Annotated in this window: 25 protein-coding genes; 1 reads left to right on the plus strand and 24 read right to left on the minus strand. The window is 28.1% G+C overall.

Annotated elements, in window-relative coordinates:
- Both AVBRAN9331_RS00005 and AVBRAN9331_RS00010 read right to left on the minus strand, forming a co-directional pair.
- The coding region (locus AVBRAN9331_RS00005; RefSeq protein WP_336612169.1) for a cache domain-containing protein at nt 1-756 on the minus strand (756 nt) is incomplete at its 3' end.
- Between the two features lie 113 nt (nt 757-869).
- A complete protein-coding gene (locus AVBRAN9331_RS00010) occupies nt 870-1,868 on the minus strand; it encodes a c-type cytochrome (protein ID WP_214150613.1) in 999 nt (332 codons plus the stop codon).
- A gap of 225 nt (nt 1,869-2,093) precedes the next feature.
- Between AVBRAN9331_RS00010 and AVBRAN9331_RS00015 the strand changes: the two genes are divergently transcribed.
- The gene (locus AVBRAN9331_RS00015) at nt 2,094-2,495 is read left to right on the plus strand and encodes a hypothetical protein (RefSeq protein ID WP_214150614.1); all 402 of its coding nucleotides are present in this window, start codon (nt 2,094-2,096) and stop codon (nt 2,493-2,495) included.
- A gap of 97 nt (nt 2,496-2,592) precedes the next feature.
- Here AVBRAN9331_RS00015 and AVBRAN9331_RS00020 read toward each other — a convergent pair whose 3' ends face one another.
- The 22 genes from AVBRAN9331_RS00020 to AVBRAN9331_RS00125 all read right to left on the minus strand — a co-directional run bounded on the left by AVBRAN9331_RS00020 (nt 2,593) and on the right by AVBRAN9331_RS00125 (nt 22,400).
- Nucleotides 2,593-2,904 (minus strand): hypothetical protein, encoded by a 312-nt coding sequence (locus AVBRAN9331_RS00020; protein ID WP_336612170.1) that lies wholly within the window; start codon nt 2,902-2,904, stop codon nt 2,593-2,595.
- A gap of 229 nt (nt 2,905-3,133) precedes the next feature.
- Nucleotides 3,134-3,541 carry a hypothetical protein gene (locus AVBRAN9331_RS00025; RefSeq protein WP_336608416.1) on the minus strand — a complete coding sequence of 136 codons (408 nt, stop codon included), beginning with the start codon at nt 3,539-3,541 and terminating at the stop codon, nt 3,134-3,136.
- Nucleotides 3,542-3,543: 2 nt separating this feature from the next.
- The gene (locus AVBRAN9331_RS00030; protein WP_214150257.1) at nt 3,544-3,975 is read right to left on the minus strand and encodes a hypothetical protein; all 432 of its coding nucleotides are present in this window, start codon (nt 3,973-3,975) and stop codon (nt 3,544-3,546) included.
- Nucleotides 3,976-4,012: 37 nt separating this feature from the next.
- Nucleotides 4,013-4,483, minus strand: a complete 471-nt coding sequence (locus AVBRAN9331_RS00035) for a hypothetical protein (RefSeq protein WP_336612171.1) — start codon at nt 4,481-4,483, stop codon at nt 4,013-4,015.
- 61 nt (nt 4,484-4,544) lie between these two features.
- Nucleotides 4,545-5,483: a carbon-nitrogen hydrolase gene (locus AVBRAN9331_RS00040; protein WP_442862284.1), complete on the minus strand. Its 939-nt coding sequence runs from the start codon at nt 5,481-5,483 to the stop codon at nt 4,545-4,547.
- Nucleotides 5,484-5,525: 42 nt separating this feature from the next.
- Nucleotides 5,526-6,047, minus strand: coding sequence for a serine O-acetyltransferase EpsC (gene epsC, locus AVBRAN9331_RS00045; RefSeq protein WP_214115729.1), 522 nt, complete (start codon nt 6,045-6,047; stop codon nt 5,526-5,528).
- Nucleotides 6,040-6,948 (minus strand): cysteine synthase A, encoded by a 909-nt coding sequence (gene cysK, locus AVBRAN9331_RS00050; RefSeq protein ID WP_336612172.1) that lies wholly within the window; start codon nt 6,946-6,948, stop codon nt 6,040-6,042. The genes epsC and cysK overlap by 8 nt, the downstream gene beginning before the upstream one ends.
- A gap of 78 nt (nt 6,949-7,026) precedes the next feature.
- On the minus strand, nt 7,027-7,962 hold the full coding sequence (locus tag AVBRAN9331_RS00055; RefSeq protein ID WP_336607558.1) for an agmatine deiminase family protein: 936 nt from the start codon (nt 7,960-7,962) through the stop codon (nt 7,027-7,029).
- Nucleotides 7,962-9,023, minus strand: a complete 1,062-nt coding sequence (locus tag AVBRAN9331_RS00060; protein WP_239803498.1) for a YeiH family protein — start codon at nt 9,021-9,023, stop codon at nt 7,962-7,964. Before AVBRAN9331_RS00060 ends, AVBRAN9331_RS00055 begins: the two co-directional genes overlap by 1 nt.
- Nucleotides 9,020-10,612, minus strand: coding sequence for an arginine--tRNA ligase (gene argS, locus AVBRAN9331_RS00065; protein ID WP_336612173.1), 1,593 nt, complete (start codon nt 10,610-10,612; stop codon nt 9,020-9,022). The genes AVBRAN9331_RS00060 and argS overlap by 4 nt, the downstream gene beginning before the upstream one ends.
- A complete protein-coding gene (gene tatA / locus AVBRAN9331_RS00070) occupies nt 10,612-10,842 on the minus strand; it encodes a twin-arginine translocase TatA/TatE family subunit (RefSeq protein ID WP_214115733.1) in 231 nt (76 codons plus the stop codon). Before tatA ends, argS begins: the two co-directional genes overlap by 1 nt.
- A gap of 1 nt (nt 10,843) precedes the next feature.
- Nucleotides 10,844-11,455 carry a guanylate kinase gene (gmk, locus tag AVBRAN9331_RS00075; RefSeq protein WP_214115734.1) on the minus strand — a complete coding sequence of 204 codons (612 nt, stop codon included), beginning with the start codon at nt 11,453-11,455 and terminating at the stop codon, nt 10,844-10,846.
- 2 nt (nt 11,456-11,457) lie between these two features.
- Nucleotides 11,458-13,278, minus strand: a complete 1,821-nt coding sequence (locus AVBRAN9331_RS00080; protein ID WP_336612174.1) for a hypothetical protein — start codon at nt 13,276-13,278, stop codon at nt 11,458-11,460.
- A gap of 9 nt (nt 13,279-13,287) precedes the next feature.
- Entirely contained in the window at nt 13,288-14,046 is a 759-nt protein-coding gene (gene fliR / locus AVBRAN9331_RS00085; protein WP_214115736.1) for a flagellar biosynthetic protein FliR, read from the minus strand.
- The gene (locus AVBRAN9331_RS00090) at nt 14,034-14,741 is read right to left on the minus strand and encodes an SIR2 family NAD-dependent protein deacylase (protein WP_336612175.1); all 708 of its coding nucleotides are present in this window, start codon (nt 14,739-14,741) and stop codon (nt 14,034-14,036) included. Before AVBRAN9331_RS00090 ends, fliR begins: the two co-directional genes overlap by 13 nt.
- Nucleotides 14,734-15,354, minus strand: a complete 621-nt coding sequence (locus AVBRAN9331_RS00095; protein WP_336609571.1) for an ABC transporter ATP-binding protein — start codon at nt 15,352-15,354, stop codon at nt 14,734-14,736. The genes AVBRAN9331_RS00090 and AVBRAN9331_RS00095 overlap by 8 nt, the downstream gene beginning before the upstream one ends.
- Nucleotides 15,354-16,418, minus strand: coding sequence for a translation elongation factor Ts (tsf, locus tag AVBRAN9331_RS00100; protein WP_214115739.1), 1,065 nt, complete (start codon nt 16,416-16,418; stop codon nt 15,354-15,356). Before tsf ends, AVBRAN9331_RS00095 begins: the two co-directional genes overlap by 1 nt.
- On the minus strand, nt 16,418-17,188 hold the full coding sequence (gene rpsB / locus AVBRAN9331_RS00105; protein WP_214115740.1) for a 30S ribosomal protein S2: 771 nt from the start codon (nt 17,186-17,188) through the stop codon (nt 16,418-16,420). The genes tsf and rpsB overlap by 1 nt, the downstream gene beginning before the upstream one ends.
- A gap of 120 nt (nt 17,189-17,308) precedes the next feature.
- Entirely contained in the window at nt 17,309-18,562 is a 1,254-nt protein-coding gene (locus AVBRAN9331_RS00110; RefSeq protein ID WP_214115741.1) for an ArsS family sensor histidine kinase, read from the minus strand.
- Nucleotides 18,559-19,236 carry a response regulator transcription factor gene (locus AVBRAN9331_RS00115; RefSeq protein ID WP_214115742.1) on the minus strand — a complete coding sequence of 226 codons (678 nt, stop codon included), beginning with the start codon at nt 19,234-19,236 and terminating at the stop codon, nt 18,559-18,561. Before AVBRAN9331_RS00115 ends, AVBRAN9331_RS00110 begins: the two co-directional genes overlap by 4 nt.
- 233 nt (nt 19,237-19,469) lie before the next feature.
- Entirely contained in the window at nt 19,470-20,705 is a 1,236-nt protein-coding gene (locus AVBRAN9331_RS00120) for a type II secretion system F family protein (protein ID WP_214115743.1), read from the minus strand.
- 3 nt (nt 20,706-20,708) lie between these two features.
- Nucleotides 20,709-22,400 (minus strand): GspE/PulE family protein, encoded by a 1,692-nt coding sequence (locus AVBRAN9331_RS00125; protein ID WP_442862230.1) that lies wholly within the window; start codon nt 22,398-22,400, stop codon nt 20,709-20,711.
- Between the last annotated feature and the right edge of the window lie 35 nt (nt 22,401-22,435).

Below are 22,435 nucleotides of genomic sequence, written 5' to 3' on the forward strand. Positions count from 1 at the left end.
ATGAGCGTCTTCTTTTTCGTGGTTTAGGAAAGAGAAGAATTCGTTAATACCATTATTTAATTTGCTTAAAGATTTTACTATTAACATCATCACATATACAATATAAGGGATAAAAACCACTATAAATACAAATAAAGCAATAATAGATGTCGTAACAAAACTACTATTGATTAAATTTTCTAACTCGTGAGTATTCTTATCAATCTCATCTAAATAAACACCTGTTCCAATCCATAAAGAATTTGTATTAGGTATTAATGCTACATAAGATAATTTTGGTGCTGTAATATCAGTGCCTGGTTTAGGGAAAGGAAAGGTTACAAAACCACCACCAGAATTAGCCTTTTTGCTTAATTCTTGAATAAAAAAAGTCCCATCAGGAGCTTGCATTCCCTTTAAATCTTGTCCTATTAGCTTTTTGCTAACTGGGTGAGCTACTGCTGTGGTATCTTTATAAACGAAAAAATACCCATTACCATTGTCAAATCTAAAATTTTCTATAGCTTGTGCTATATAATCAATTTTCTCTTTTTCACTCTGTAAATCTTTTAAATGAATTGAAAGCGCATTAATCATTGCATCAGTTGATATTTTTAATTTTTCTTCTATATCAACTTGCATAATTCTTGCTACCTCATTTGAATTAGCTTGAATTGTCTTTTGATTATTATTGTAAAATAAATAAAGCATCAAAAATAAAACAAACAATCCTAAAATAATAACAAAACCAAGTTTTGCTTTTATAGTTTTTAACATTACATACTCCTTTTGAAACTTTAAATAAAACATAATTTTAAAATTTAAAAATATAAATAATGTTAAATTTAATTAAGATTTTAGGAATTTCAAAATTGAAATTCCTTTTTTACTTATTTTGCTTTAGATTTGCTAACTTCTTGCATTTTTATATAAGGTCCAAATCTATGTTGCTCTATACTAAAATCATCATCATAAGGAGCTACATCCATATCAAGTGGTTTTGTCCTTCTATCGGGAAAATCTGCTTCACGATTAGCCTTAATTGGTCTTGGTTTTGAATTAATATAAGCTGCTACATCAAAAGCTTCTTCATCACTTAAAGTAGCATCACCTTTTGGCATATTACCTTTAATATACGAAGCTGCTTTTATTAGTCTATACATTCCAGCACCTGTGTTATAGCTATCATCTCCCCATAAAGCAGGATATACATAATATCCACCTTTTTGCTCGTCATTTAGCATTCCTGCTCCATCTTCGCCGTGACAAGCTGAGCATTTTTCTTCATAAATAACTTTACCTTTTTTAGGATCAGCCGCTCTATTTAATAATTTTACTTGAGTAAGTCCTTGCCCTTCAACATTAGCACCTACTGGCACACCTTGGCTTAAATAGTGCATATAAGTTACAATTGCTTTCATCTCTACTGAATTAATAGGCAATGGCTTACCATTCATAGAGCGTTCCATACAGCCATTTATACGATTTTCAAGAGTAGCGACTACATCGCCTCTAGCTAAGTATTGTGGAAATCTAGCATAAATTCCTACAAAACCTGATTCATAAGGAATAGTCCCGCCATTTGCGTGACAGCTGCTGCAAGATAAATTATTTCCTGCATATCTTTTACTCTCATCTTTTGCCTTTGGACCTATGTAATATGTGGTTTCATTTAGGATTTTATTGCCTAAAATCACTGCTTCAATATATTTTGAGCCTTTAGGTAATTTTTCTTCATCTAAATACCCATCATCATTCATAGCACTTGGCACTACCCAATTCATTTTAGCTTGTTTAATGCCTGTTTCTGATTTGGTTTTATTCACACTTGGGTCTATCGCAAATGCAAAAGATGATAATAATAAAATCATACTAATTTTAGTTTTCATAACTTCTCCTTAAATTGATTTAAGAAAATGCTAGGATTTTTATGTGAATTTAATGTGAAAAATAAGCATAAAAATCGTAAAAAATTACAAAATTGTTACAAATTTACAAAAAATAAATAAAACTAAGAGAATTTAAAAAGATGAAGTATTAATTTTGATATTCTGTATTAAGTCAATTATAAGTATTATATTATTAAAATAAAAAACTAATATAAAGGAGAGAAAATGAGTAAAAAAATTAATATAATTATGGCTAGTGCGTTATGTTTTATATCTACAGGTTGCGTTATGCCAGAACTTTTAAATGTAAATAATGTTATAAACCATAACAACAATTCTAATACTAACACAGCTAAAATCATAAGAACATATCCTGATAAAACCATAGTAACTCAAGGAAATATGAATTATGGTAAAAAATGTGCGTTCAAAACAGACCCTAGAAATAATAAAGTTGTAGAAGTAGGCTATGTTATACAAGATGCGTGCTTGCCTGATTGGTGTAAAAAATGGTATGACAATGTAGATTTAGAACCTAAATCTGATTCTGATAAATTTCAAGTTGATACTTGCCATAGTTTTATAATATATAATGCGTCATTAGGATATAAATTGATAGAAGATTAATAAAAGATTAAATAAATTATGCCTTTAACTTTTTAAAGCATAATTTATTAATCAAAAAACTAAAAAATAAAATCTTTAAACCAACAATCAAATTCTTTTACACTTCATCTTTCAATACTTCTTCTCTTACATAAATTGTGCATTCTTCTTTTTCATCTAAGCTTCCGTCCCATTTATAAACAGCTAATATTTCTTTCAATAAAGCTATTATTTCTTTTTCATTTAATGTTTTATTATCTCTTATAGAAAGGATTTTATAGACTTTGTCATAAACTACATTATCAATCTCTTGACTAATATCATAATCTAAAATTATCCTTATATGCTCGCCTTTATAATATAAAATCCACAAAGATTTATTAAGCTTTGCATGGTCAAGTTCTGGGTCATCAAAATACATACAATTCATAAACCAGCAGTCTAATTCTTCATCTATTACAATATCCCAATCATAAGGAAATTTATGACATTGTCTGCCATACCAACTATTAGTATGTTCTCCGTAAATATAAGAAAGTGAGTATTTTTTATCTAATTATCGCCAATAATTGCGTTTTTAAAAGCCATTATTTCTCCTTTTTTTGAAAATAAAATTCATATTTTAATTCTTTAAAATTTTAAGGAATTTAAAATAAGAATTAGCTTTTATAAAAAATATAATATTTTATTTTTTTAAGCCAATTATCTTTAGTTTTTATATCTTTAATTAAACTTAAATTTGCAAATACTAATAAATCCAAATAACGCTGAATAATAGAGAATATAAAAGATAAAATCACAAAAACTAAGAAAAACAAAATTATAAAAATTAAAATATTATCATAAACAAAAGCCCTAGCTATAAAAAATGCAATACTAAAATCTAACAGACCAAAAATAATATTTATCATTTCGCTAATTTTTAATCTTGATATTTTGCCTTTTAAAATATATAAAGCCTTGCAATTAGGACATTGCAAGGTATGAATACCTAAGTCTTTTTTATAAGAAAATGATTTTAGCTTTGAAATATTATAAGAGCAAAACTCGCATTCTTTATAAAACATTTTCATCTTTTTATAAGCTTTATGAAAAAATCTTTTAATTTAATTAATCTAGTTTTTTTAACTTCTAACTTCTCATTATCATCAATTAAAACAAATTTAGAAAATATAAATAAATTTAAATAATGCTCAAGTATTACCACAAAAAGCCCAATACCTAAAAAAGATACAAGCCATACAAAGATTAAAAAAGCAACATTCTTACTCACAAAATCACTGCATAAAAACACACAAAAAAATGGTAGCAAAAACGCAGTCCATCCTAAAATCTCATTCAAAATAGCATAAATCATTACAAAATATACTTTAAGTTTCAATCCATAAGAAGCATTACAATTAGGACATTTTAAAGTATAAATTCCTAAATCCTTTTTATAGGTATATAATTTTAATTTTGAAATCTTACAAGAGCAAAGCTCACATTCTTTATAAAACATTTTTATCCTTTATATTTCTAAAATGATTTAATTTTTTTTACAAAATATCTTCAAACACTTCATCTATTATATATGCTTTAAATTCTTTATCATTATTTAAGCTTCCATTCCATTTATAAACAGCTAATATTTCTTTCAATAAAGCTATTATTTCTTTTTCACTTAATGTTTTATTATCTTTTATAGAAAGAATTTTATAAACTCTATTATAAACTACATTATCAATCTCTTGTTTGATATCATAATCTAAAATTATCCTTATATGCTCGCCTTTATAATATAAAATCCACAAAGATTTATTAAGCTCTGCATGGTCTAGTTTAGGGTCATCAAAATACATACAATTCATAAACCAGCAGTCTAATTCTTCATCTATTACAATATACCAATCATAAGGAAATTTATGACATTGTCTGCCATACCAACTATTAGTATGTTCTCCGTAGATATAAGAAAGTGAGTATTTTTTATCTAATCTATCATCAATAATTGCGTTTTTAAAAGCCATAAAATATCCTAGCAATTAGAAATTAGCTTGATGCTAATTCCTAATTAAATTCCAAAATAATTTATTCTTTTATAGCTCTTTTTGTTAGATTAGAATAATGTTCTATTCTTCTATCTCTTAAAAACGGCCACCAGCGTCTTATTTGTTCGCATTTTTTCATATCTATAGCAACTACTACTTCAAGCTCTTCGCTTTCATTGCTTCTAAATAGCTCTTTACCTTGTGCATCATATACAAAACTATTACCCCAAAAATCAATACCATTTTTAGTAGTTTCATTGTTATTTATAAAATGTTTTTTCTCATTTTGAGTAATGCTGCTTTCGCCACTAAGACTTATATCTTCAAAACCAACACGATTTACCCCCACAACAGGCAAACAATTAGCTATTGCATGTCCTCTTTGAACGCCTAGCCACGCATTTAATTGGTCTTGCATAGTTTCACTATCATCACTAACGCCGTTTTCATAAAGCCAACCAATAGCTGTAGGATATATTAAAATCTGCGCTCCATCTAAAGCCATAAGTCTTGCAGCTTCAGGATACCACTGATCCCAACATACTAAAACTCCTAATTTTCCTACGCTTGTATCAATCGCATGAAAACCTAAATCACCTGGAGTAAAATAAAATTTCTCATAAAAATGCGGATCATCAGGTATGTGCATTTTACGATATTTTCCTGCAATACTTCCATCACTCTCATAAACTATAGCGGTATTGTGATATAAACCTTCTAGGCGTTTTTCATATAAAGATGTAACTAATACGATATTATTATCTTTTGCTACTTCGCTCCAAAAAATCAAATCATTTTCATAATCACTAGCTAGGTCAAAATTATTAGTATTTTGCACTTGGCAAAAATAAGCACTTTGGTGTAATTCTTGTAAAATTACTAATTTTGCACCTTTTTTAGCAACATTTTTAATCTTTGCTTTTGTGATTTCTCTCATATTTTCGCTATATTTTTGTGATACTAAACCAATTTTTAACATATTTTTATCCTTATAAGTTTTCAAGATATTATCAAATTCTAGTTATTTTATATTCTTGATTATTTCCTTTCCTATAGTTCCTACCATTGTTGTATTTGGCGATACATTTTTTAAAATAGTAGCATTCGCACCGATTTTTGCATTTTTACCAATTGTGATATTGCCTAAGATAGTAGCGCCTGCTCCAATTATTACTCCATCTTCAATGGTAGGATGTCTTTTACCACTAACTTTACCTGTGCCACCTAAAGTAACCCCGTGATAAATAGTAACATTATCTCCTATAATAGTCGTTTCTCCAATCACAACTCCCATTCCGTGGTCAATAAATAAGCCTTTGCCAATTATTGCTCCTGGGTGTATTTCTATACCTGTTAAAAATCTTGAAAATTGAGATATAAATCTAGCTATAAAAAATAATTTTTTCTTATACATAAAATGCGCTAAACGATGAAACAACACAGAATGTACGCCAGGATATAATAAAAAAACTTCTAATTTATTTCTTGCTGCTGGGTCGTTTTTTAAAATATTTTCTAAATCATATTTTAAATTATCAAACATCAAAAATCCCCATAGAAATATATTTTTCTCCGCCATCAGGAGCTATTGCTAAAATCTTTTTATCATTTGGTAAAGTTTTTGCCAATTCTAAAGCTGCAAATATACTAGCACCAGATGAAATTCCTAATAATAATCCTTCTTTACTAGCTAATAATCTTACCATATTAATTGCATCAGCTTCATCTACACAAACAATATCATCAACCACACTAGCATCATAAATAGCAGGAACAAATCCAGCCCCTATTCCTTGAATTTTATGCGCTCCTGCTGTATTTTTACTAAGCATTGGAGATTGCTCTGGCTCTATTGCTATTACTTTAATATCTTTAAAATGCTCTTTTAATCTCTTACCAGCACCACTAATAGTCCCGCCTGTGCCTACTCCTGCTACAAAATAATCAAGAGTTTTAAATTCTTTTATGATTTCTTCTGCTGTTTTCGTATAATGCGCTTTTGTATTTGCTGGATTTTCAAATTGTTGTAAGATTATATATCTATTATCACTCTTTGCTAATTCTAAAGCTTTATTAATAGCACCTTTCATACCATCTTTTCCACTCGTAAGAATTAAATCAGCTCCGAAAGTTTTTATTAAATCTCGCCTTTCTTTACTCATAGTATCAGGCATTACTATGCAAGCTTTATAGCCCATTAATCTAGCAATCAACGCTAAAGAAATACCTGTATTTCCACTAGTTGGCTCTAAAATGATTGAATTAGAATTTAATTTTCCTTGTAATTTAGCTTCTTCTATCATAGCTAAAGCAGCTCTATCTTTTACACTGCCACTTAAATTAAATTTCTCAAGTTTTACATAAACTTGAGCCATTTTGTCATTTGTTAAAGCATTGAGTTTAACTACTGGTGTATTGCCTACTAAATCTAAAATATTTTTCATAATTACCCCTTGTTTTTAAAATAAAAATTTTATTATAAATTAAAAAATTAATTAAAAAGAGTAATTATGAAAATAAAATTATTCTTCAAATATATTCATACAAGAACAATGTAATGAACCATTTTGCCTTACGAAGACTAAGGCATTCACTAAAATAATTTTATGATTAGGTAAAGCTTTTTGTAATTTTTGTCTTACTAATTCATCGTTTTTATCATCATAACAAGGCATTATTAAAGCATCATTTACAAACACAAAATTAGCATAAGTGCAGCCTAATCTTTTGCCATTATAATGTTTTGGGCTAGGAATTGGTAGTGAGATTAGATTATATTTAGTTTTTTTAAGCTCATCTTCTAAGGCTTTTAAACTAGCGTAATTTTCATCATTTTCATCTTCGCAAGAACTATAAGCGATAGTATTTTCATCAATAAATCTAGCTAAAGTATCCACATGAGAATCCGTATCATCACCTATAATTACACCATTTTCAAGCCATAAAACTTCTTGAACTTTTAAATATTTTTTAAGTGTATTTTCTATTTCTTCTTTGCTTTGTTGATTTCTATTATCGTTTAATAAACATTCAGTAGTTGTCAATAATACCTTGCCATTAGTATCAATGCTACCACCTTCTAAAATAAAATCAATTTTATTTAGGTCTTTTTTAAGATAATTTTTAAACAAATTTTCATTAAAAGCATTGTCTAAATTAGAACTAAATTTATTCCCCCAAGCATTAAAAACAAAATCCAAATTATTATCAATTGGACCAAAATCTCTAATCCAAGTATCATTAGTATTAAAACAATAAAACTCTATATTATTTAACTTTTTAAACTCATCAAGATTTGCACTTTCGTGATGAACTAAAAGCACCTTACAATGATTTGTAATAGCTTTTGCAAATTCTAAATAAGAATTTAAAATCTCATTTAAATAAGGCGACCAATCACTATCTTTATGAGGTAATGCTAATAATATATATTCACATTTTTGCCATTCTGCTCTCATTAACAAAACACCTTTATATAAGCATAAGCCGCAACCACTAACCATACGCATAAAATTGCTGCCATAATAAATGGCTTAAGACCAGCTTTGCTTAACATATCCTTTCTAATATTTACTCCAAGTGCCACCATTGCTAAGCTTAATAAAAATGTATCAAAAATAGCAATATTAGGCTTTATAACATTTAAAGCATATTCTGTATTTAAAATAGGCAAACTTGATATGCCACAAGCTAGTAAAAATCCTAAAGCAAACCAAGGAATTTGATTTAAGAAATTGCCTTTTTTTTCTTCTTTTTTAAATCCAAAACTAAGCATTAATAAAAACGGAACAAGCATTAAAACTCTTACCATTTTTATAACTATACTTGAATTTGCCCCATCAACTCCTATACTTGAACCCGCTCCTACAACATGTGCAACTTCGTGTAAAGTCCCGCCTACTAAAAAGCCAAATAATCTACCATCTAAATCAAATAGATTTTGAACCAATGGATAAACAAACATTCCAATACAACCATACACAACTACGGTGCAAACTGCTATACCAACTCTTGCCGAACCACCTTTTAGCACACTCTCACTAGCTAAAACAGCAGCAGCTCCACAAATACTAGAACCACTAGCAATTAATGCTGATTGTAAAAAGTCTATTTTTAATAATTTTCCTATTAATAAGCCAATAAAAAATGTAGAAAAAACTATAAAAAAAGCAAGTCCAACTCCACTTAAACCAATGCTTTCAATATCACTTAAAGAAATTCTGAAGCCATAAAGAATAATCCCTAGTCTTAAAATCTGCTTAGTGCATACTCCTAAAGCACCTGTTTTTTTTAATAAGCTTACATTATGATGTGCGAAATTTCCAATAACAGCTCCCAAAATTACGGCAATTATTAAAGCTGATATTCCAAAGTTCTTAAAAAAGCTTAATTCACCAATAGCATAAGAACAAAATGCTAAAACTACTAATACTACATAACTTTCTATTTTTTTACTTTTATAAATTTTATTTACCCCCAAAGCTACTTGCTCTGGGGATTTGTTGTGTTTTTTACTCACTCTTTTTCCATTCTACTTACTGCATTTATACCAATTAAGCTAAAACCTGTTTTTATACATAAAGCAACTTGAGCAAATATTTTTAAATATTGCTCTTCATTTTCATGTCCAATAACTCTAGTTTCATTATAAATTTTATGAAATGAACTTGCGATTTGTTTTAAATAATCGCATAATTTAGAAAGAGTTCTGCTATTAAAAGCGTCTTCTAAAACATCATTTAAAGCTAAAGCATCAAATAATAAATTAAGTGCATTTTCATCCTTAAAATTACTTAAACTAACATTAATTACATCATTAAAGTTTTTATTAGCTTTTGCAAATATTTGATGAATTCTTGCGTGTGCGTAGTTTATATAAAAAATAGGATTTGAATTATCTTGCTTTTTAAACTCATCTACATCAAACTCAAGCGGGCTATCACAACGCTTGCTTATAAAAATATATCTTAAAGCATCTACGCCAATATCATCTAAAACATCGCTAAATAAAATGACATTACCTTTTCTTTTACTCATTTTATAAGGTTGTCCGTTTTTTAGCAAATTAACCATTTGAGCTAGGATTACTTCAAGATTATTAGCATCGTGCCCTAAAGCACTCATAGCAGCTTTTACACGAGCAATGTAGCCGTGATGATCAGCTCCCCATATATTAATAACTTTATCATATCCCCTACTTAATTTATCATCGTGATAAACAATATCAGCTGCTAAGTAAGTCCCCCTACCATCTTCACGCACGATAACTCTATCTAAGTCATCTCCATATTTTGTAGATGCTAAATATAATTTATCATCTTTTAAATATGTTGCTTCGGCTTTTTTTAATTTTTCTAAAGTTTCTTCAAGCTTTGGATAATAAGCAGTTTCGCTTACATAATTATCAATCTTAATTCTAGCATTTGCTAAAGTTTGCTTGATTTCTTTTAAGACTTCATCTTTAGCTAAACTTGCTATTTTGGTTTTGTTATTTATAAAATCATCTTTGAATTTATCATAAAAAATCCTAGCAAGTTCTTGCATATACTCGCCACCATAAAAACTTTCGGGATATTCAACATTTTCTTTTAAAACAAAATCTCTTATAGCTAAAATAACGCTTTCGCCTAATAAATCTATTTGATTACCTGCATCATTTACATAATATTCTGTATCAAATGTATAGCCTAAATGTTTTGCAATTTTATTTAAACTATCTCCATAAATAGCACCCCTTGCGTGCCCTATGTGAAGTGGTCCTGTAGGATTTGCACTTACATATTCAAGCAAGATTTTATAATTTTTTTTAGGACTTTTTGCAAAATCTTCTGGGTTATTTAAAGCATTTTTACATAATTTATCTAAAAAATCATTTGATAATTTGAAATTGACATAAGCATTCACTGCTTCAACACTGCTAAAAATCTCACAATTTTTCAATTTTTCTGCAAAATCTGTTGCAATTTTATTTGGGGCTAATTTAAGCTCTTTTGCAAAGCTAAAGCAAGGCATTGCAAAATGAGCTAAATTTCTATCTTTTGGACTTTCTAAACTAAATTCGCATTCTAATACTTTTGATAAATACTCTTTAATACTTTCCTTTAGCATTAGGCTTTTTGCTCGCTTTTTACTTCATTAGCTTCAGTTTTTTTAGTATTATCAGCTAATTCATCAATTTCATTCACAGGCTTTGCAGTAGTATCATCTGCCATTTCTTTTTTAAATGTTTTAATACCTTTTCCTAAGCCTTTTGCAAGTTCTGGTAATTTTTTACCACCAAATAATAAAATGATTACTAATAAAACAATAATCCAGTGCCATCCACTACCTATTCCCATATTATTCTCCTTTTTTCCATTCTGAAATAAATTTTTTAATGTCTTTATTTAACACTTTTAAGTTTGCTGCTTGGTAAAGTAATTTAAGCTCTTTATAAGCTTTTTCCAAATCATCATTTATAATAAAAAAATCATATCTTCCAATAGCTTGAACTTCAGCAGTTGCATTATGAAGTCTTTTAGCAATTACATCAGGATTTTCTGTGCCACGAGAAACAAGGCGTTCTTTTAATACTTTTTCATTCTCAGGACTTATAAAAACTGATAAAAAATCTTTACCTAATTTATCTTTTACTATTCTAAAACCTTGAACATCTATATCTAAAATAACATTTTTACCATTTTCTAAAGCGTCATAAATTGGTTTTAATGGCGTTCCATAATAATTCCCATGAACATTAGCATACTCTAAAAATTCATCATTTTTAATTCCTAATTCAAATTCTTCGTGGGTCAAATAATAATAATTTACACCCTCTTTTTCTCCTGCTCTAGGAGCTCTAGTGGTTGCTGATATTGAAAAATAAAAATCATTATAATCTTGTGCTAAACGCTCTAATAGTGTGCTTTTGCCCGCACCACTTGGGCCTGATATTAATAAAATTCCTGCCATAATTAATCTTTAAAACTTATATTAATTGATATATTTATATCTTTTATACGATTTTTCGTGCCTTTTGTGCTATTGATAATAGCTTGATTTACTGCTTTTGTAACATTTTCGCTAACTTCACTAATGTCATCATCAACATTTGCTTCTATGCTATTAGTAAAATCATTATTTTGTTCTTTTATATCTTCATTATTGTTTAATAATTCTACAACTTCCTCCCCTAACGCTTTTTTAATTTCAATTTCATTTAAATCATCAAAATCACTCACTTTTTCATCTCCTACAATTTCTTGAATATCTTCAATATCATCTTTAATATCATCAAAAGCAGCTAAAGAACCTAATTCATTATCTTGAACATCTTCTAAATGATTATTAACATTCAAATCTTCTTTCACATCTTCAAATTCTTCTTCTAAACCACTATCAATAAAATCATCTTTCATATCTTCAGCTACATCTAAATCACCCGTAACAACATCAAAATCATTTGTTATTTCTGTATTTAAATCATCTTCTAAATCTTTAAAATTATCATCTTCATAACTATTGTTTATATCTTCTTCTAAATCATTTGAACTTGTAAAATCAATATCATCTTGCAATAAATCTTGATAATCTCTACTTAATTCTTCAAAACTTTCAGGTAATGAAAATTCATCAATGTTATTCAAATCATCTAAATTTAAATCATTATTTAAATTCTCTTCTAAATCATCTATGTCTTTCGTAGTTTTTAAATCTTCTTCTAAAACAATAGCATTACTTAATTCATCTAAATTCTCAATATCACTTAAAGTATCCAAATCTTGCGATAATTCATCATTATTTAAATTCTCATCTTCGTTAAAATCAGATAATTTCGTATCTAATTCATTATCTAAAGAATTTAAATCATCAAGAGTGCTTAAATTCTCATCTAATTCATCATTAATATCATCTAAATCTTGTGGTAACTCATCATCTAAAGAAGTTAAATCATTAAAACTATCCAAATCTTGCGATAATTCATCATTATTTAAATTCTCATCTTCATTAAAATCAGATAATTTAGTATCTAATTCATTATCTAAAGAATTTAAATCATCAAGAGTGCTTAAATTCTCATCTAATTCATTATTAATATCATCTAAACCTTGAGATACTTCATCATTATTTAAATTATCAAGTTCTTCAATATTATCCAATTCTTCACTAAATTTATTATCAACATCATCTAAATTCTCTAAATCTTGCAGTAATTCATCATCTAAAGAAGTTAAATCATTAGAACTATCTACATCTTGCAATAATTCATCATTATTTAAATTATCAAGTTCTTCAATACTATCTATGTTAAAATCATCTATAGAATTTAATTCATCAGTATTATCTAAATCAAGCTTAGTTTCCAAACCTAAACTATTACCAAAATCATTCAAGTCTAAACTATCTAAATCAGTGATATTATCTATTTTGAATTCTTCCAAATCAATATCATCACTTAATAAATCAATATTATCTAAATCGCTAGTATTAAAATCTTCTTTTAATTCGTCTTTAAAACTATTTATCAAATCTATAAAATCAGTAGGTAAAAATGGTTTATGAATAACTATTGCATCATTACTTGTTTCATTTTTTGCTAATATAAGAATTAGTTTTTTAGACATTTGTTGACATAATTTAATATCAACTTCACACTCATTATCAGCTATTATAATATCACAAGGTTCAAGCTCTTCTAAATTATTTATTTCTTTATAAGTAATATTTAATTTTTGCAAACTAAGGCTTATTAATCTTGAAATTGCTGGATTTTTATTAATTAATATTGCATTCATTATACCTTCCTAACTTACAAATAGTTCAAGTTGTAAAAACACTTTTAAAACCAATTCTTTAAAATAAAACAAGATTGTAGCTAAAATTGTCATCAAAACAATAAATGCTATCGTTATTTTTATAGGATAGCCTACCACTAAAAGGTTAAATTGTGGCATTGTTTTCATAAGCAAACCAAATACAAAATCACTAAGCATTGATATAGCAATTATTGGAAACGCAAGGCTAAGACCAATTAAATATATGTCTTTAGTCTCATTCATTATCTGTCTAAACCAACCATCATGCAAAGCAAAATCACCTAAAGCAATACCATTTAAACTCTTTGCCCAAAATAACAAAACCAAATGATGTCCATCATAAGCTAAAAACAAAAGCAATGCAATAAGAGAAATAAAGTGACCAATGATAGGAGTATTTGCACCAGTATTTGGATCAAGCACGCTAGCCATAGAAAAACCCATAATAAAACTAATATGTTCTCCACTCATTTGTAAAATCGTAAAAGTAAGCTGCAAACAAAGACCTGCAACAAGTCCTAACAAAAGCTCAGTTATAAGAGCAATAACTAAATAATTTGGCGTTATATTAGTATGAGCTAATGGATAGAAAAAAAAAGTCATAATAATAACAAAACTAGACTTAATAACCACAGGAATTTGTAAATGCGAATAAAATGGAAAAAACAAGCAAAGTCCGCTCATTCTAGCAAGTAATAGCATAAACAAAACTATGTTTTGCTCACTAAATAATCTTACGAGTTCCATTCTTGAATAATTTGCTCTAATTCATCTATACATTCATCACAAGATTTATAAATAATATGAGAAAATAAAGCTTCATTTATATATTTATTTTTTTCTAAATTAATTAGTATGTTTTTAGATTTTGCAAACCTTAATAAATAATTTATATTAATAACTGCACCACTTGTTCCTATGATAACCACCAAATCATCTTCATTAAGATTATAAAATGTTGAATATAAATCAGTATAAAATGGCGCTTGTTCTCCAAAAAACACCACACTAGGCTTAATTAATTTACTTTGGCATTTTTTACAATTTTCAAATTTAAATTCCAAATCATCATTTAAATTAAGCTTAGTAATATCATTACAATTAGTGCAGTGTAATTCTAATAATTTTCCGTGCAAGTGAATTACATTTTCACACCCTGCACGCTCTAATAAATCATCAACATTTTGAGTAAAATTAATAACTTCAAAACGCTTTGATATTTCAGCAATCTTCTCGTGCATTTTATTAGGTTTAACTTTTCTTAATTCAAGTCTTCTTTTATTATAAAATTCATGAACTAAATTAAAATTTTTAATCCAAGTTTGATAATTACAAACTATATCTAAATCATATTGTTCCCACAAACCATCATTATCTCTAAAAGTGCTTAAGCCAGATGGTGCACTAAGACCAGCTCCACTTAAAAAAACTAACTTACCCATTATTTATCCTTAAAATATCATCACACATTAAAGCTAAATTTTCATCGTGAGTAATTAAAAATAAGGCTGAATTGTTTAATTTAACATAATCAATCAATAATTTCATAGCTATTTTTGCATTTGTTGGGTCAAGATTTCCAGTTGGCTCATCAGCAAAAATAATTTTAGGTTTTTTGCAAAGAACTCTAGCAATACTTACTCTTTGTTGCTCTCCGCCACTTAATTCATTTGCTTTTTTATTTAGAATTTCTTTAATACCTAAAAAATTAATTATCTCATCATCTATTTTATTATTTGATAAAACACTTGCTAATTCAATATTTTCATAAGCTGAAAATCCTTTAAAAAGATAATGCTGCTGAAAAATAATTCCAAAATCATTTCTTCTTATTAATAATCTTTCATCTTCGCTAAGTTTATAAATATTCTTATCTTTATAAAAGACTTCCCCGCTATCAGGTGCTAAAAGTGTTGATAAAATATGCAATAATGTAGATTTTCCGCAACCACTTTTGCCTAAGACGGCTAAAGTTTGTTGCGGATTTAAAGTTAAATTTAAATTGTTAAATAAAACGGCATCGTATTTTTTACCAATACCGCTTGCTTTTAACATTAATTACCCATTTGAGCTGCAACTTCTGCTGCGAAATCTTCGTTTTTCTTTTCTAAGCCTTCGCCAACTTCATATTTTACGAAGCTTTCAATTACTAATTCATCTTTTAATTCAGCTGATTTATCAGCAATAACTTGCTCTACTGTTTTTTTATCATCCATTACATAAAATTGTCCCATTAATGTAAGGCGAGAATCTAAAATTGAGTTATCAGCTATAAATCTTGCCATTTGACCAGGAACAATTTTATCCCAAATTTGCTCTGGTTTATTTTGAGCTTTTAATTCAGCTTTTATATCTTCTTCAGCTTTCTTTAAAACTGCATCAGTAATTTGTAATCTACTTGCAAATTGTGGAATTTTATGAAGTGGCTTTTTAAGGCGAACTAATTCTTCATTTTCTTTTTCAAGTTCAGCACATAAAGCTCTATATTCAGCTTCTACAAATTCCTTATCTAAATCTTTATAACTTAAAACACTTGGTTTCATAGCTGCAATATGCATACAAAGTTGTTTTAAAAATTCTTCAACTTTTGCTTTATTAGCAGCATTATTAAATTTAGCCTTAACGATAACACCTACACGACCATTTGTGTGTAAATAACCACTTAAAGCTTCATTATCATTTGCTTTTAAAGTAGCAAATCTTCTTACAACTAAATTTTCTCCAATAGTTGCGATTTGATTTTTTAGATAATCTTCAAATTTAGCCCCATCAATATTGCTATTTAATAAACTTTCAACATCGCAAACTCCACTAACTTGAACTTGTTCAACTGTTTTATTTACTAAATCTATAAATTTATCATTTTTAGCAACGAAGTCAGTTTCTGAATTGATTTCTACTAAACTTGCTAAATTATTTGAAAGTTTAACACCAATTAAACCTTCAGCTGCTAATCTATCAGCTTTTTTAGCAGCTTTACTTAAGCCTTTTTCTCTTAAGTATTCAACTGCTTTTTGCATATCTCCATCACACTCTTTAAGTGCGTTTTTACAATCCATCATTCCTGCACCTGTGCTTTCGCGCAGGTCTTTTACCATTGCTGCTGTAATTTCTGCCATTACATTTCCCCTTCCATCATAGCTTCTTCTAATACTTCTTGTTTTTCATCTTCGCTAACTTCTGCTCTTTCAACTACTTCACCATCTTGTTCTCTTAAAGCTTTACCTTCTAATATAGCTTCGCACATTTCTTGGCAGAATAATTGAACTGAACGAATAGCATCATCATTACCTGGGATAGGAAAATCTACAACATCAGGATCGCAGTTTGTATCAATTGGAGCTACTACTGGGATTTTTAATCTATTTGCTTCTGCAACTGCAATTTTTTCTTTTACTGTATCAATTACAAAAATCATATCAGGGCGAGTTTTAAGGTCTCTAATACCGCCTAAATAATCTAATAATTTTTCTTTTTTACGATTTAGCATTAATGCTTCTTTTTTAGTTAATAAATTAATGCTTCCATCTTCTTGCATACTTTCAATAACTTCAAGTTTTCTAATTGATTGGCGAATAGTTTCAAAGTTTGTCATCATACCGCCTAACCATCTGTGATTTACATATGGCATTCCACATTTAATTGCATATTCTTTAATAGCATCTGTTGCTTGCTTTTTAGTTCCAACAAATAAAATTGTTTTACCTTCTGCTGCTGCATCACGAACGATATTGTATGTATATCTAAAATATCTAATTGTTTTTTGTAAATCAATTACATAAATACCTTTTCTCTCACCAAAAATGAACTTTTTCATTTTAGGATTCCAGCGTCTTGTTTGATGCCCAAAATGCACACCACATTCTAATAAATCTCTCATTGTAACCATAGGTTTCTCCTTAAAAAATTGTTTTTACCTCCACACCCAAATACAACTAGCGTTGCAACAAATAAGGATTGGTGTGTGTGAAATAAGCGAGTATTTTAGCTTTTTTAAAGTTAATAAAGGTTATTTTTCTTGAGTTTTTTCTTCTTTGATTATATTATCAAGATTAGTAATAGCAAAAATATTATAACCATTATCATAGTTATAATTTAATTTCAATTTATGAGCTTCTAAAATCGTATTTACAACATAAAGCCCCAAGCCAAAAGAATTTGAACTCTTATTACCACCTTGAGTAAAAGGCTCTAAATAATACTCAATATTTTTATCTAATTTTTTACCTTTGTTATAAAACTTTATACTTTCATGGCAAATTATAACTCTTACAGCATTATCATCTGAATATTTAATAGCGTTATCTAATAAATTTTTAATTGCAGTTGTAAATAGTTTAAAATCAACATAAACTACAAAAGTATTATCACTTATAATATTAATTTTTTCATTTTCTAAAAGCAACATTTCTTTTGCTTCATTAAAAATGTGAGTAATTGAAATTTTCTTTGGATTTTTTGCAACTCCACTTGTTATTTGCTCTACTGCGGCTAATTCATCTATTAAAATAACCATTCTATCAAATACATTTATAAGTCTTTGCTTAAATTTCGTATCTTCTAGCATTTCAGCTGTAATTCTACCTTTTGTAATTGGAGTTTTAAGCTCGTGCATTATATTTCTTAAAAAAAATTGTCTTGAAGTATTTAAATCTTTAATTTTTTTAATAGCTTGATAAAAAGCATCTGAAACTTGAGAAATCTCATCATTACCCTTGCTTATATTTTCTATATTATCTAAATCATTGCTAGCAAATTTTGTAATTTGTCTTTTAAGTCTTCTAATAGGTCTTAATTTACCTATAACGAATATATAACTAATTAATAAAACCAAAATAACTATACATAATATTATTTGAATACTCATATATCTATAAGAATTAAAATTCGTATCTTCATATAAGAAATCTTTATCATTTGCTATTATATATAAATAATTCTTACCATTACTTGTAAGAATTTTACTTGCTCCTAAGTTATTACTATCTTCAGCCAATGTTATAGCATCAAATAAAATTAATTTTTTACTATCTTGGTCTATTAATTTAAGTTTAAATTGATTTTGTTTGTAATTAAATTCATCTTCAGTAATTGCATTATTTAATTCTTGGAGTTTTAAATTCGCTAAGTAAGAATATCTAGCGTTTAGTTCGTTTGAATAATTATCCTTATCATAATTAATCAACCAAATAAACGCCATTCCTATAGTTGAAGTAGCTAATATAAAAATAAAAGTAATTACATAAAAAATACTAGATTTCATTGTGTTAGCTTATAACCAATTCCCCTAATTGCGTGAATATGAGTTGGAGTTTTGCTATCATCACTAATTTTTTGTCTTATTCTAGAAATAATTACATCTATACTTTTATTAGAACTTTCTTCATTAATTGAAGAACAATTGTAAATTAATTCTTCGCGGCTAACTACACCACCTTCTTTTTTAATTAAATAACTTAAAATATCAAATTCTGCATTTGTTAAAACTAATTCTTTGCCCCTAAAATAAATAGCGTGTTTAAATTCATCATATTCTAAAGTCTTGTTGCTATGCTCGTTTGCACTTATTTGAATTTGTTCAAATCTTCTTAAATGCGATGTAATTCTAGCTTTTAATTCTTTTGGATCATACGGTTTTGGTAAATAATCATCAGCGCCTAATTCTAAAGCTTCTACTTTATCATTTATATCGTGTCTTGCAGATGATACTATAATTGGACTTGTATATTTTTTTCTAATTTCTTTACATACTTCAAGTCCGTCCATTCCAGGCAATGTTAAATCTAATATAATCAAATCATATGTAGTAAGATTTAATTTTGACAATCCAATATATGGCTCATCAGCAATATCAACTTTCATATCATATTGCTCTAAATATTCTTTTAAAATTTCTGCTAATTCTAAATCATCTTCAATCATTAATATTCTAGTCATTTTAACTCCTTTAAATAATTACTAATACAGATAAAACCTTATCAAAATCTATAATTCATATTATAAACCAAATAGCTTACAAAGATTATTTTAATTCATTAAAATTAAAACTATTTATCAAATTAAAAAATATTGTAGCTTAGTGATTGTATAGAACTTAGTTAAATTATTGTAAATTCAAACTAATAAAGAAATGTATTATCTTTAGTCAAATTCTTGACTAAAGATTTTATTTAGCTTTTTACAGCGCTTCCTAAATCCCACATAGGCATAAAAATACCAAGTGCTAAGAAAAGAACCATACCAGCAATAAATAACATAAGAATTGGCTCAATATAGCTTGATAGGTTATCTATAATATTATTAAATCTTTCCTTATAATACCCAGTAACTTTTTCAAGCATTGCATCTAATTGACCACTGGCTTCACCTGCTTTAATCATTTGAATAAGCATATTCTCATAAAGTTCTGTTTCTTTAAAAGATTCAGTTAAGCTAAGCCCTCTTGAAATTGAAACTTTAGTAGCATTTAATTTATTTTTCATAGTTGTATTAGATATTGTTCTAAGTGAAGTATCAAGTGCATCTGCAATAGGAATACCTGCTCTTACTAGCTCTGTAAAAATAAGATTAAATCTACTCATAGTAGCAAATAAAATAATCTTTCCTATTAGATAAGTTTTTAAAGCATATCTATCAACTAAAGCTTTATAATTATCATTAATTCCATAAAATCTTTTACTAGCAAATATCCCACCAATAAGCACAACTAAAACATATATCCCATAATTTCTTAAAGTATGCTCAATAAATAACAAAGCCTTAGTAGCAGGTGGTAAATTAGCCCCTAATTGTTCAAATATCTCCTTAAACTGCGGAACAACAACAAGCATTAAGATAGTAAATGCTATAGCAATAGCTGTAACAACTATTATAGGATACCTTAAAGCCTTTTTAAACTTTTGTTGATTGTCATATAATTCTTGTAAAATTTCTGCAAGTTTTTTTAAACTTTCACCCAATTTACCAGTGCTTTCACCTAGCTTAACCATAGCTAGTGTAATATCACCTAATTCAGCTTGAAATGGTTCAAGTGATAAACTTATACTAAGACCAGCATTCAAGTCCTCATAAACTTTAGAAAAAATCTCTTTTACCCTTTTATTTGCACTTGAATTTGCAACTTCTCTCACACTATCATGGATAGAAATACCAGCACCAGCCATAACACCTAATTGGTTAATTGAAGCAATCAAATCAGGTAATTTTATAGTAGGTTTAAAAAAAGATAAATTTTTTAATTTATCAACAGCACTTCCTAGCGAAACGGTTTGAACTTCGCCAGCCTTTACTATACGACCTAAATTTTTATTTTTAGCTTGTTCAACAGCACTTGCCTTGCTTTGTGCTGTTAGAGTTAAGACCTTTTTTTGTCCTTTACTAATATACTCAACTTGAAATTTCTTCATTTATTACTCTTTCGCAACTCTTAATACTTCATCAACACTAGTAACACCCTTAGCAGCTCTTACTATACCATCATGAAACATATCAACAAAACCTTCTTCATAAGCTACTTTTCTAATCTCTTCTTTAGATGCACCCGCTGCAACCATAGAAGAAATTCTATCGCTGATTGGTAGAATTTCACTTATCATTTCACGACCAGTATAGCCTGTTTGAGAACATTTAGGGCAACCTACAGGCTTATAAAATTGTGGATTTTCTACTTCTTTTACATACTTTTCAATTCTTGAATAAAAATTATCAGGTATTTTTGTAACTTGCTTACAATTAGGGCAAAGCTTTCTTACAAGTCTTTGTGCTTCAATTGCTGTTAATGCACCACTAACCATATAAGGCTCAACCCCCATATCAACTATCCTAGTAACGGCTGAAACTGCGTCATTCGTGTGAAGAGTTGAAAATACTAAGTGTCCTGTAAGTGCTGCTTGAATAGCAATTGTTAATGTTTCAGCATCCCTAATCTCACCTATCATTATAATATCAGGGTCTTGTCTTAGAATAGACCTAAGTGCAGCTGCAAATGTTAGCCCTGCTTTTTCATTAACATGCACTTGCTGAATCAAATTCAACTGATACTCTACAGGGTCTTCAACCGTGATAATTTTAGTTTCAACGCTTTTCATATCATTAAGCGCAGCATAAAGAGTAGTTGTTTTACCACTTCCTGTTGGACCAGTTACAAGAATAATCCCATAAGGTGCATGCATTGCTGCTTGAAATCTTTCAAGATTTGTAGGGTGCATTCCAAGATTGCCTAGACTAATTAAAATCTTTGATTTATCAAGTATCCTTAAAACTATACTTTCGCCATTTATAATAGGTAATGTTGAAATACGAAAATCATATTCTTTATCTAAAACCCTAGCAGAAAATCTACCATCTTGTGGTTTTCTTTTTTCTGCAATATCCATATTTGATAAAAGTTTCATTCTAGAAACCATTGGTGGATATATATCTTTATCAAAAATAAATATTTCAGTTAGCATACCATCAATCCTACCACGAACAATGCAGTTTGTCTCGGTTGGTTCAATGTGAATATCGCTTGAGCGATTTACAATACAAGTTCTAAGGATAACTTCAATTAATTTTAAAATTCCAGAGCTATCTTGCTCTCCACCAGTCATTGTAGGATCAGAGCTTAACTCTTTTCTAATATCATTGATAATATCTTTTATGCTTTCATTTAATTGAATTTTACTTAAATATCTATCAATTTGAGATGGATGTGCGACATAGTTTTTAACAAGTTTTCTACTAAATAAATGTTGAACTTTATCTTGAGTTTCTAAATTAAATGGTTCTTTATATGCTACATATAAATTAATTTCATCTTCTTTAAAAGGTAAAAATCCATAGTTTGATAAAACTGAATACTGAATTTTTTCAGAAATCTTATAATTAATATCAACCGAATCTAAATCTATATATTCAAATCTTAATTTTTGTGCAATTTTTTCTAAAAATTCTTTATTACCTATTTCAAAATGTAATGCAATATCATCTAAAGTAATACCATTAGTCTTATAAAGGTCAATCAATAAAGATTCTAATGTGCTTTCATCTAAAACGCTTTTTAAATAATTTAACTTATCTTGTGGATTTTCAAAAGACATAATAGTGTCTTTTAATTCCATTTTTCTTCTATATACTAAAACTCCTAAACGATCTA

It is taken from the genome of Campylobacter sp. RM9331, assembly GCF_020137685.1.
In the GTDB taxonomy this organism is placed as follows: domain Bacteria; phylum Campylobacterota; class Campylobacteria; order Campylobacterales; family Campylobacteraceae; genus Campylobacter_E.

Bases quoted from the DNA above. Each gene is read 5' to 3' on its own strand.
- AVBRAN9331_RS00010 (WP_214150613.1), bottom strand. From the start codon at position 1,868: ATGAAAACTAAAATTAGTATGATTTTATTATTATCATCTTTTGCATTT.
- AVBRAN9331_RS00015 (WP_214150614.1), top strand. From the start codon at position 2,094: ATGAGTAAAAAAATTAATATAATTATGGCTAGTGCGTTATGTTTTATA.
- AVBRAN9331_RS00020 (WP_336612170.1), bottom strand. From the start codon at position 2,904: ATGAATTGTATGTATTTTGATGACCCAGAACTTGACCATGCAAAGCTT.
- AVBRAN9331_RS00025 (WP_336608416.1), bottom strand. From the start codon at position 3,541: ATGTTTTATAAAGAATGCGAGTTTTGCTCTTATAATATTTCAAAGCTA.
- AVBRAN9331_RS00030 (WP_214150257.1), bottom strand. From the start codon at position 3,975: ATGTTTTATAAAGAATGTGAGCTTTGCTCTTGTAAGATTTCAAAATTA.
- AVBRAN9331_RS00035 (WP_336612171.1), bottom strand. From the start codon at position 4,483: ATGGCTTTTAAAAACGCAATTATTGATGATAGATTAGATAAAAAATAC.
- AVBRAN9331_RS00040 (WP_442862284.1), bottom strand. From the start codon at position 5,483: ATGTTAAAAATTGGTTTAGTATCACAAAAATATAGCGAAAATATGAGA.
- epsC (WP_214115729.1), bottom strand. From the start codon at position 6,047: ATGTTTGATAATTTAAAATATGATTTAGAAAATATTTTAAAAAACGAC.
- cysK (WP_336612172.1), bottom strand. From the start codon at position 6,948: ATGAAAAATATTTTAGATTTAGTAGGCAATACACCAGTAGTTAAACTC.
- AVBRAN9331_RS00055 (WP_336607558.1), bottom strand. From the start codon at position 7,962: ATGAGAGCAGAATGGCAAAAATGTGAATATATATTATTAGCATTACCT.
- argS (WP_336612173.1), bottom strand. From the start codon at position 10,612: ATGCTAAAGGAAAGTATTAAAGAGTATTTATCAAAAGTATTAGAATGC.
- tatA (WP_214115733.1), bottom strand. From the start codon at position 10,842: ATGGGAATAGGTAGTGGATGGCACTGGATTATTGTTTTATTAGTAATC.
- gmk (WP_214115734.1), bottom strand. From the start codon at position 11,455: ATGGCAGGAATTTTATTAATATCAGGCCCAAGTGGTGCGGGCAAAAGC.
- AVBRAN9331_RS00080 (WP_336612174.1), bottom strand. From the start codon at position 13,278: ATGAATGCAATATTAATTAATAAAAATCCAGCAATTTCAAGATTAATA.
- fliR (WP_214115736.1), bottom strand. From the start codon at position 14,046: ATGGAACTCGTAAGATTATTTAGTGAGCAAAACATAGTTTTGTTTATG.
- AVBRAN9331_RS00090 (WP_336612175.1), bottom strand. From the start codon at position 14,741: ATGGGTAAGTTAGTTTTTTTAAGTGGAGCTGGTCTTAGTGCACCATCT.
- AVBRAN9331_RS00095 (WP_336609571.1), bottom strand. From the start codon at position 15,354: ATGTTAAAAGCAAGCGGTATTGGTAAAAAATACGATGCCGTTTTATTT.
- tsf (WP_214115739.1), bottom strand. From the start codon at position 16,418: ATGGCAGAAATTACAGCAGCAATGGTAAAAGACCTGCGCGAAAGCACA.
- rpsB (WP_214115740.1), bottom strand. From the start codon at position 17,188: ATGGTTACAATGAGAGATTTATTAGAATGTGGTGTGCATTTTGGGCAT.
- AVBRAN9331_RS00110 (WP_214115741.1), bottom strand. From the start codon at position 18,562: ATGAAATCTAGTATTTTTTATGTAATTACTTTTATTTTTATATTAGCT.
- AVBRAN9331_RS00115 (WP_214115742.1), bottom strand. From the start codon at position 19,236: ATGACTAGAATATTAATGATTGAAGATGATTTAGAATTAGCAGAAATT.
- AVBRAN9331_RS00120 (WP_214115743.1), bottom strand. From the start codon at position 20,705: ATGAAGAAATTTCAAGTTGAGTATATTAGTAAAGGACAAAAAAAGGTC.
- AVBRAN9331_RS00125 (WP_442862230.1), bottom strand. From the start codon at position 22,400: ATGGAATTAAAAGACACTATTATGTCTTTTGAAAATCCACAAGATAAG.